Annotated in this window: 8 protein-coding genes; 2 read left to right on the forward strand and 6 right to left on the reverse strand. The window is 68.0% G+C overall.

Translation table 11 applies throughout. The features are described from left to right. Positions 1-73 precede the first annotated feature (73 nt). Positions 74-463, reverse strand: a complete 390-nt coding sequence (locus TEP_RS00715) for a hypothetical protein (RefSeq protein WP_025877588.1) — start codon at positions 461-463, stop codon at positions 74-76. A gap of 128 nt (positions 464-591) precedes the next feature. After that, a complete protein-coding gene (gene hrpB, locus TEP_RS00720; protein WP_132826413.1) occupies positions 592-3,099 on the reverse strand; it encodes an ATP-dependent helicase HrpB in 2,508 nt (835 codons plus the stop codon). 68 nt (positions 3,100-3,167) lie between these two features. On the opposite strand from hrpB, the gene TEP_RS00725 reads away from it, so the two are divergent. Next, positions 3,168-3,965, forward strand: coding sequence for a TatD family hydrolase (locus TEP_RS00725; protein ID WP_132823696.1), 798 nt, complete (start codon positions 3,168-3,170; stop codon positions 3,963-3,965). A gap of 14 nt (positions 3,966-3,979) precedes the next feature. Here TEP_RS00725 and TEP_RS00730 read toward each other — a convergent pair whose 3' ends face one another. The 4 genes from TEP_RS00730 to TEP_RS00745 all read right to left on the reverse strand — a co-directional run bounded on the left by TEP_RS00730 (position 3,980) and on the right by TEP_RS00745 (position 8,215). Continuing rightward, positions 3,980-4,903 (reverse strand): NAD-dependent epimerase/dehydratase family protein, encoded by a 924-nt coding sequence (locus TEP_RS00730; RefSeq protein WP_132823698.1) that lies wholly within the window; start codon positions 4,901-4,903, stop codon positions 3,980-3,982. Between the two features lie 4 nt (positions 4,904-4,907). Then, on the reverse strand, positions 4,908-5,846 hold the full coding sequence (gene panE / locus TEP_RS00735; protein ID WP_132823699.1) for a 2-dehydropantoate 2-reductase: 939 nt from the start codon (positions 5,844-5,846) through the stop codon (positions 4,908-4,910). 603 nt (positions 5,847-6,449) lie between these two features. Next, positions 6,450-7,250, reverse strand: coding sequence for an ABC transporter permease (locus TEP_RS00740; RefSeq protein ID WP_088101854.1), 801 nt, complete (start codon positions 7,248-7,250; stop codon positions 6,450-6,452). Further along, complete coding sequence (locus TEP_RS00745) at positions 7,247-8,215, reverse strand: ABC transporter ATP-binding protein (protein WP_051501690.1); 969 nt, start codon at positions 8,213-8,215, stop codon at positions 7,247-7,249. Before TEP_RS00745 ends, TEP_RS00740 begins: the two co-directional genes overlap by 4 nt. An 84-nt stretch (positions 8,216-8,299) precedes the next feature. Between TEP_RS00745 and TEP_RS00750 the strand changes: the two genes are divergently transcribed. After that, the coding region (locus TEP_RS00750; RefSeq protein WP_240790605.1) for a ferredoxin--NADP reductase at positions 8,300-9,093 on the forward strand (794 nt) is incomplete at its 3' end.

The raw sequence follows: 9,093 nt of genomic DNA on the forward strand, positions 1-9,093 counted from the left end.
TTGCGGCGTCCGACCCTCGTGCAGCGTCATGGGGTCAGAGCCCTTCCTGCGGAAGGGATCCGACCCCGGTCAATCAGGCGTCGCTGCCGATATCGCTGTGCTCGTCGACCACGGTGTCGTTGCGGCGATCGCGCGCGTTGATGCGCTGGGCCTGGCCGTTGACCACATGGCCATTGGCGGCCTTCTTCTTCTGCTGCTTGCGGTACAGCGCATAGCCCAGCAGGCCTACGCCCACGGCAGCTGCCGCGATGGTCACCGCCGGATTGCGGCGGGCGAACTTGGTGGCGACCTTGCCGCCGGTCTTCACCGCGCCAAGGGCGGCACCGGTCTTGATCCAGTCGCTGGCCTGCGGGCCGAGGTGACGCAGGCTGCCGCCCGCGCTCTTCAGGCCATCGCCTGCGGTATGGGCCAGGTCGAGGGCGCGCTCCAGGGCGCGGTCGGTGATTACGGTCAGCTTGCTCATGCGGGGGTGTCCTTGCCTCGGGTCGAAGTCCAGTGTCGCCTGTTGCCCGTAAACGGTATGTCAGTCAGGCGGGCGCGTGGTGTGACTCTACCGCAGCCATTCAGGAACGGGCGGGGTGTCGGCGCGCATTACGTCCCGCGCGGCTTGGCCCGGTGGGTCGCCGTGGCCGTCCAAGGGTCGTCCGGCCACGGGTGGCGCGGGTAACGGCCCTTCATCTCCTTCTTCACCTCGGCGTAGGTGTTCTCCCAGAAATTGCGCAGATCCTGGGTGACCTGCAACGGCCGGCCCCCCGGCGACAGCAGGTGCAGGGTCAGCGGCACCCGGCCATCGGCGATGCGTGGCGTATCGGCCAGGCCGAACAACTCCTGCAGCTTCACCGCCAGCACCGGCGGCAGCGGCTCGCCGCTTTCGCCGTCCAGCGCGTAGCTGATCGGCCGCTCCAGCCCCGACGGCACGGTGATCCGGGTGGGCGCGTGGCGCTCGACCAGCTGCCGTTGCGACCATTCCAGTGGCGACTTCAGCGCTTCGCCGAAACTGGCCTCGTCCAGTGCATCCAGCCGTGTCCTGCCCGCGAACGCCGGCTGCAGCCACTGCGCACGGTTGGCCAGCAATGCGGCATCACTGCAGTCGGGCAGGCCCAGCTCGGGCATCCAGCGCCGCAGCGATTCCACCCGTGCCTGCCACTGGCGCAGACCTTCGGTCCAGGGCAACGCCTGCAGGCCGAGCTCGGCAACGGCGTCGGTCAGTGCCTGTGCCGCCAGCTGCGGATCAACCCGGCCAGCCGAACGGCTGTCCATCACGATGCGGTCGAAGCGTGTTTCGCGCAGCGCGACCAGGGCGCGGCGGGTGTCATCCCAGCGCACCGCGTCCTCGGTCACGAAGCGCTCAGGCCAGTGCCTGCGCAGATAGCTTTCATCCACCGGTGCGGCGCGCAGCAGCAGCGCGTCGCGGGCTTCGAAGCGCAGTTCGCTGGCCACCAGCCACGGTTCGCCCCGCAGGTCGCTCAGCTCATGCAGGCGGGCGCTGCGGCCGTTGGCCAGCAGGTAACGCAGCGGGTCGTTCGGATGCTGGAAGGCAATGCGGTCGGGGAAGGCATGGGCCAGCAGGTCGCCCAGTTCGTGGGCCTCGATGCTGGCGGGCGGTGTAGCGTCACAGCGCAGGCGACGGCGCCACTGTTTGGCAGCGGCATCGATGGCGGCCAGGCCACTGCGATTGGCATCGGCCGGCGCACGGCCGTTGCGGAAGGCCGCCAGTGCGCGCCAGCGTGCGGCCAGTGCATCACCGCCCTGGCGCAATGGGTCACGAGCTTCCAGCAATGCCGCCAGATCGGCGGCCAACGCCTGCGCGCGGGCATCAGCTGCGGCCAGCAGCATCGCGGCCATCCGCGGATGGGTACCCAGCGCCAGCACAAGACGGCCGAGTGCAGTGATCGCGCCGCTGCTGGACAACGCGCCCAGGCGCTGCAGCAGTTCGCGCGCGGCGGCCATCGGCCCGCTCGGTGGCGGGTCAAGGAAGCGCAGGTCGCTGCTGCCCCAGGCGGCCAGTTCCAGCGCAAGGCCAGCCAGCTCAACCTGGTCGATCTCGGCGCGACGCTGTGGTTCCAGCCGCTGCGACTGCGGCCACAGCCGCCAGGCCACGCCCTCGGCCACGCGCCCGGCACGGCCGGCACGCTGGTCGGCCGAGGCCTGTGCAATGGCGACCACGTCCAAGCGGGTGAATCCACTGTTGGGGTCGTAGCGCGGCTCGCGCGCCTGGCCGCTGTCGATCACCACGCGCACGCCGGGCAGGGTCACCGAGGATTCGGCGACGTTGGTGGCCAGCACCACGCGGCGGCGGCCGTCGCTGGCGGCCTGCAGCACGCGTGCCTGCTGCTCCACCGGCAGTTCACCGTGCAGGGCCAGCACGTCCACCGCAGCGCCAGCAAGACTGTCCTGCAGGCCTGCCTGCACGCGTGCGATCTCACGTTGGCCGGGCAGGAACACCAGCAGGTCACCGGGGTGCTCGGCCAGCGCCTGCTGTACCGCGCGCCGCACCTGCAGTTCCAGCGCCTCGTCACGCCGGGCAGGGAAGTGGCTGATTGCCACCGGATAGCTGCGGCCTTCGCTGCTCAGTCGTGGTGCATCGAGGAAGCGCGCCAGGCGTTCGCCATCGAGCGTCGCCGACATCACCAGCAACCGCAGGTCATCGCGCAGCTGCGACTGCACGTCCAGCGCCAGCGCCAGGCCCAGGTCGCCACTGAGGTGGCGCTCGTGGAATTCGTCGAACAGGATCGCGCCCACGGTCTCCAGCATTGGATCGTCCTGCAGCATCCGGGTCAGGATGCCCTCGGTGACGACCTCGATGCGCGTGCGCGCCGATACCTTGTTCTCGAAGCGGATGCGGTAGCCGACAATGCCGCCGACCTCGTCACCGAGCTGGCGCGCCATGAACATCGCGGCACTGCGCGCGGCCACCCGGCGTGGTTCCAGCAGGATGATCCTGCGGCCCTCCAGCCATGGCGCATCGAGCAGCGCCAACGGCACCTGGGTGGTCTTGCCCGCGCCAGGTGGGGCTTCCAGCACCAGCCGCGGGTGCACGGCCAGGTGCTGCTGGATCTGCGGCATCAGCGGAGAGATGGGGAAGTGCGGGGCGTTCATCTGCAAAGGATAAGGGGCCATGGCGGGCACGGGTACAATGCGCGGGTTTTCCTGCCTCTGCTGCCCCCATGCATCTGATCGATATCGGCGCCAACCTGACCCACGACTCCTTCGACCGCGACCGCGATGCCGTGCTGGACCGCGCACGCCAGGCCGGTGTGGTGCAGATGATCATCACCGGTGCCAGCCGTGAGCATTCGCCGCTGGCCCTGCAGCTGGCGCAGCAGCACCCGGGCTTCCTGTACGCCACTGCCGGCGTGCACCCGCACCACGCGGTGGAGTACACCGACGAGTGCGATGCGGAGATGCGCGCGCTGCACGCCCATGCCGAAGTGGTGGCGGTGGGTGAGTGCGGGCTGGACTACTTCCGCGATTTCTCGCCGCGCCCGGCGCAGCATCGCGCGTTCGAGCGCCAGCTGCAGCTGGCTGCAGACAATGGCAAGCCGCTGTTCCTGCACCAGCGCGACGCGCATGCCGATTTCATGGCGCAGATGAAGAACTTCGAAGGCCGCATCGGTCCGGCCGTGGTGCACTGCTTCACCGGCGAGCGCCAGGAGCTGTTCGATTATCTCGACCAGGACTGGTACATCGGCATCACCGGTTGGCTGTGCGACGAACGCCGCGGCGCGCACCTGCGCGAACTGGTGAAGAACATTCCGGCCAACCGCCTGATGATCGAGACCGACGCGCCGTACCTGCTGCCGCGCACCCTGAAGCCGATGCCGAAGGACCGCCGCAACGAACCGGTGTTCCTGTCGCACATCGTGGAAGAGCTGGCGCGGGACCGTGGCGAGGATGTGCAGACCACGGCGGCAAACGCCACGGCTGCCACGCGTGCGTTCTTCCGGTTGCCGGACGCCGCCTGATCGGGCAGTGCCCGTCAGCCGGGAGCGCCCGGATCCGGTAGCGCCGGGCCATGCCCGGCGAGCGAAGCGGCAAGATCCGTCAGCCCTTCCCGATACGTTGGAAACCGCGGCGTCCAGCCCAGCGCGTCGCGCGTGCTGCGGCTGTCGATGCGCTTGCTGCTCTGGTAGAAGCGCCGCAATGTCGCGCTCACTGATGGATCGTCCCAGGCCACGGCGGGTGGCATGGCGAACCCCCCCAGCTGCGCAGCGAAGGCCAGTACATCCTGCGGCGGCGCCGGTTCGTCATCGCTCGGCAGATACAGTGCGTTGGCCATGGGACGTTGCATCGCCGCGATCACCACCGCAGCCAGGTCGTCCACGTGCAGGCGGTTGAACACCAGCCCTGGCCGCACCACGTGCCGCGCGCGGCCCTGCGCCAGCTGCAGCAGCGCGTTGCGCCCGGATCCGTAGAGGCCCGGCAGGCGGAACATCGCCGAGGCGATACCGCGCGCCTCCGCCAGCGCACGCCATTGCGTTTCGGCGAGGCGACGCTGCCTGCCTGCCGGCCCGGTGGCATCGGCCACGCTGTGCTCATTGATCCAGCCACCGTCGCGGTCGCCGTAGACCGAGGTCGACGACAGGTAACCGAGCCAACGCAGTGAGCTGCTGTCGCGCAACGCGGCATGCAGCAGGCGCAGCGCCGGGTCGCCCTCGGCATCGGGAGGTACGCTGCACAGCACCGCGTCGGCATGGGCAACCGCAGCGAGCAGGCTCGGGGCAAGCGCGGCGTCGGCATGCAACTGATGACGCAGCAGGCCATCGTCAGGTGCCGACACCGGATCGCGCACCGTGCCTTCCACGCGTACGCCCTGGGCCTGAAGGCGCGCGGCCAACACGCGGCCACTCCAGCCCATGCCGAGAATCAGCACGCGCTTCGGCAACGGGCCAGGCATGTTCATCGGATCACACCGAACGCTGGGCCTGGTAGGCCTGCAGGCTGCTGTAAGCCACCTGCAGCAGCAACGCTTCCTGGCCCGCGGCGCGCGCACGCGCCAGCATGTCGCCGACGATCTGGGCCGCTTCCACCTGCTGGCCTGCTTCCAGGTCGCGCAGCATCGACGCCTTCAACGCCGAACCGGCCTGGGTCAGGGTGCCACGCGCGGTGTCCTGCGCCGCCTGCGGCACCGGCTCACCCGCTGCTTCGGCCACCGCCAGGCATTCGTCATAGAGCCCACGCACGATGGCGTCGCCGTCGTCGGTGGCCACGATCGTGCCGATGTCCGCACGCAGCAGGCAGGTGGCCGCCGCCAGCGCGGTCAGGAAGGTGTACTTGATCCACTGCTCCTGGCCGATGTGCTCACTGGCCAGATGATCGAGATTGGCCTGCGCACACGCTGCTGCGAACGCCTGCACGCGCGCGGAGATCGCACCGCCATCGCGTTCGCCGAAGGTCAGCTTGGCCGGCTTTCCCAGGTGCAGCACGGCCCCATCAGGCGCCTTGGTCGCACTGATGAAGCACAGCCCGCCGAGCACGGCGTCGCGGCCGAAGCGCGCGTCGAGCGTGTTGTAGTGATGCAGGCCGTTGAGGATCGGCAGCACGGTGGTGCCCGCGCCCACCGCCGGGGCGATGGCGTCGATCGAACTGTCCAGGTCGTAGGCCTTGCAGCTGAGGATCACCAGATCGAACGGCGTGTCCGCAGCCAGCGCAGGCAGGGCATCTGCGGTGACATGCTGTACCGGGAACGTGGCATCGCCCACCGGGCTGCGCAGCACCAGGCCATCACGATCCAGCTGCGCGGCGCGCGCGGGGCGCACGAGGAAGGTCACGTCCACGCCAGCCTGGGCCAGGCGACCACCGAAGTAACCGCCGGTACCGCCGGCGCCGAGGATCAGGATACGCATTGCACGCTCACTGCAGTTGGGGATTCACTGCAGCGATTGTGCCGGAGTTTGCGGCCAACGGCTGAGCCCCTCGTGGTGGTTTGAAGCGCAAGCTGTGTTTGGCTCGGGCGGGGTGGGCTCACGGGGGACGCCGCAAGTACGTCCGTGCAGGCTTGGCCGCGCCATCCATGGCGCGGACTGATCTGGCTCCCCGTGAGCGGACGCCAAGAAGCGATACTTTGATCGCACTTGGAGGTTCTTTTATGTCCCGTATCACCCGCCGTAGCTACACCGATGAGTTCAAGCACCAGGCTGTGGCGCTGGCCGAGTCACTCGGCCCAGCCGCAGGTAGTGCCGGCCGCTGGCCGTCAACGTCAACGTCAACGTCAACGTCAAAAGCGAGCTATCCGTGGAATGGCGGGGTGGTGTCGGGTTGCGGGGTGTCAGCCGCATGGATGCGGCTGCCAAGCCTACACGGACGTACTTGCGGCGTCCCCGCAACCCGACACCACCCCGCCATTCCACGGATAGCTCGCTTTTGACGTTGACGTTGACGTTGACGTTGACGGCCAGCGGCCGGCACTACCACTGCGGGTGCAGGGCCGCAGGCCCTGCAGAACATCCTCAGCTGCGCATGCCCACGCCACGGCGCAGCAACCATAGCGCCAGCGCCGTCAGCACCACCACGAAACCGATCATCAGCGCATACGCCACCACCACCGGCACATCGCTGCTGCCCAGCAGGCCATAGCGGAACGCGTTGACCATGTAGAAGATCGGGTTCGCGTGCGTGGCCGCCTCCGCCCATGGCGGCAGCAGCTTCACCGAATAGAACACGCCGCCCAGGTAGGTCAGCGGAGTCAGGATGAAGGTCGGCACGATCGCCACGTCATCGAACTTCTTCGCATACACCGCGTTGATGAAGCCGGCCAGCGAGAAGATCGTCGCGCCCAGGATCACCGTGGTCAGCGTCACCAGCGGATGCGGGATGCGCACCGGAGTGAAGAACATCGCGATGATCAGCACGATCACGCCCACCATCAGGCCGCGCAGCACCGCACCGGCCACGTAGCCCCACAGGATCACCCAGTTCGGCATCGGGCTGACCAGCAGCTCTTCCACGTGGCGGCCGAACTTGGCGCCGAAGAACGAGGAGCTGATGTTGCCGTAGCTGTTCTGGATCACGCTCATCATCACCAGGCCCGGCACGATGAACTGCATGTAGGTGTAGCCGCCCATGTCGCCCACGCGCGAACCGATCAGGCCGCCGAAGATCAGGAAGTACAGGGTCATGGTGATCGCCGGCGGTACCAGGGTCTGGCCCCAGATGCGCATGATGCGGGCGACTTCGCGGCGCACGATGGTCATCAGTGCGATGCGGTTGCGCTGGCCGTCGGTCAGGACCGGGGTCGGGGTGCTGCTCATGCGGACGTCTCCTGGTTGCCGGTGAGGCGCACGAACAGTTCCTCCAGGCGGTTGCTCTTGGTACGCATCGAGCGCACGCGGATGCCCGCCGCGTTCAGTGCCTCGAACACGCGGTTGAGGTCCATCGCACGTGGCATGTCGATGTCCAGCGTATGGCCGTCGGTGGCGGTCAGGGTTGCCCCCTCGATCACCGGCAGCTGGGCGGGCAGGGTGCCGTCGATGTCCAGCAGGAAGCCTTCCACGTCAAGCTTGGCCAGCAGTTCGCGCATCGGGCCCTGGGTGACGATCTGGCCGTGGTCGATGATGGCCAGGTTGCGGCACAGGTGCTCGGCCTCTTCCAGGTAGTGGGTGGTGAGGATGATCGTGGTGCCGGCGGCGTTGATCTCCTTCAGCACCCGCCACATGTCGCGACGGATCTCGATGTCCACGCCAGCGGTCGGTTCGTCCAGGATCAACAGGCGCGGCCGGGTCATCATCGCGCGGGCGATCATCAGCCGGCGCTTCATGCCGCCGGACAGGGTGCGGCTCATCACCTGCGCCTTCTCCCACAGGTGGGCGCGCTTGAGCTCGACTTCGGCCATCTGCTCGGCTTCGGCGCGCGGCACGCCGTAGAAGCCGGCGTAGTTCACCAGGATGTCGAAGGGCTTTTCAAACAGGTTGAAGTTGATCTCCTGCGGCACCAGCCCGATCAGGCGCATGGTGGCGCTGCGGTTGCGCACCAGGTCGCTGCCGAACACTTCCACCTGGCCCTCGCTGAGGTTGACCAGGGAACTGATGATGCCGATCAGGGTGGACTTGCCGGCACCGTTCGGGCCCAGCAGGGCGAAGAAGTCGCCCGGGGCCACTTCCAGCGAGACCCCTTTCAGGGCCTGGGTGCCGTTGTCATAGGTTTTACGCAGGTCGCGCACGCGCAGGGCGGGCGCCGTATCGTTCAGGGAAGCCAAGCTCGAAGCCTTCGCGCCCATGGGCTGGCGCTGGAGAGGGGCGGGGAAGGTCTATTATAGAAGACCCCGAGGGCTTGCCCCGGCTACACACTGTCCCGAAAAGTCGTGCCTGTCCAATTCCCCATCAAACTGGTCGACCGCCGCATGCTGGCGCCCTCCATCGGCCATTACCAGTTCGTGCGTGACGACGGCCAGCCGCTGGATTTCCAGCCCGGCCAGTTCATCCAGGTCCATTTCAGCTACGCCGATGGCACCGAAACCAAGCGCAGCTATTCGCTGGCGACCATCCACGACCACGCGCTGGGGCCAGGCGAGGCGGTGGATATCGCGGTCAGTTTCGTACCCGGTGGCGCAGCCACGGCGCTGTTCGAGGCGCTGGACATCGGCGGCCAGGTCAGCGCGTCCGGTCCCTACGGTCGGTTCTGCCTGAACCCGGGCGACCACAACGGCCGCTACCTGCTGATCGCCACCGGTACCGGCGTCACCCCGTACCGCTCGATGCTGCCGTTGCTGGCAACGGCGATGGCCGAGCGTGGCGTGCAGGTGGTCCTGCTGCAGGGTGCTCGCAGCCCGGGGGAACTGCTGTACAGCGAAGACTTCTACAGCTTCGCCGAAAAGCACCCGAACTTCCGTTATGTGCCTTGCCTGTCGCGGGAACTGCCGGCCGAGCCGCACCCGGACGTACACCATGGCTATGTGCAGCAGGCGCTGGCGGCCTTCACGCCGGACCCGGCCACCGACATCGCCTACCTGTGCGGCAACCCGGACATGGTCGACGCCTGCGCCGAAGCGCTGAAGGCGGCGGGCCTGGGTAATCCGCAGACCGTGGTGAAGAGCAGCGACGGCAAGCTGTACGCCTGCCGCCCGTTCCCGGAAGGCGCGTGGTGCAACGTCAATGC

Source organism: Stenotrophomonas sp. TEPEL (genome assembly GCF_004348785.1).
Classification (GTDB): Bacteria; Pseudomonadota; Gammaproteobacteria; order Xanthomonadales; family Xanthomonadaceae; genus Stenotrophomonas; species Stenotrophomonas indicatrix.